Source organism: Burkholderia semiarida, assembly GCF_029268935.1.
Taxonomy (GTDB): Bacteria; Pseudomonadota; Gammaproteobacteria; order Burkholderiales; family Burkholderiaceae; genus Burkholderia; species Burkholderia semiarida.
On sequence record NZ_JAHLCL010000003.1, the window covers coordinates 143,086 to 144,062 of the forward strand.

Consider the following 977-nt stretch of genomic DNA (forward strand, 5'->3'; position numbering starts at 1 on the left):
GCACGCCCGCCTCCCACAGCATCGCCTGCGTCGCCAGCCCCACCTGCGAGAACAGCCGCTCGGAGCCGCAGCCCGGGAAGTAGAACACCGCTTCCGAATCGACAGTCGTCGATTTCGGGTTGCGGATGATCGGCACGATCTTGTTGTCCTCGATGTCCAGCAGCGCGCGCGCCGTCTTCTTCGGCAGGTTGCCCGGCATCTTCTTGTTCACGAAGTGGATCACCTGCTCGACCGCCGGCGGCTTGCCGGTCGTCGCCGGCGGGTGCTGCGTCTGCTTCGTCACGACCTTCTTGAGCATGTCGTTCGCGAAGCGCTGCACCTTGTAGCCCACCCCCATCAGCCGCCGGCGCCGCCGCGTCGCCCGCCACCACCGGAATCGCACGCAGCTTCGCCGCGCCCTTGCGGATCTCCTCTTCCTTGCGGAAGCGCACCTGCGTCGAGATGTCCGGCCGCGTGACCGCCAGCGTGCCCGATTCGCCGCAGCAGCGATCGTTCTTCTCGATCTTGTAGCCGTCCTTCTCCGAACCCATCAGCTCGTTGACCAGCTTCACCGGGTCCATCGTCTTGATCGGCGTGTGGCACGGGTCGTGGTACATGTAGCGCGTGCCCGTCACGCCGTCGAGCTTCATCCCCTTCTCCAGCAGGAACTCGTGGATGTCGATGATCCGGCAGCCCGGGAAGATCTTGTCGAATTCGTAGCCCGCGAGCTGGTCGTAGCACGTGCCGCACGACACCACCACCGTCTTGATGTCCAGGTAGTTCAGCGTGTTCGCCACCCGGTGGAACAGCACGCGGTTGTCCGTCACGATCTTCTCGGCCTTGTCGTACTGGCCCGAGCCGCGCTGCGGATAGCCGCAGCACAGGTAGCCCGGCGGCAGCACCGTCTGCACGCCCGCCTCCCACAGCATCGCCTGCGTCGCCAGCCCCACCTGCGAGAACAGCCGCTCGGAGCCGCAGCCCGGGAAGTAGAACACCGC

Annotated in this window: 1 protein-coding gene; it reads right to left on the bottom strand. The window is 65.9% G+C overall.

The window, feature by feature from the left end; all coding sequences use genetic code 11:
• Positions 1-977 (bottom strand): (Fe-S)-binding protein (locus KPB06_RS04410; RefSeq protein WP_275920422.1); only part of this gene is annotated, 977 nt, incomplete at both ends.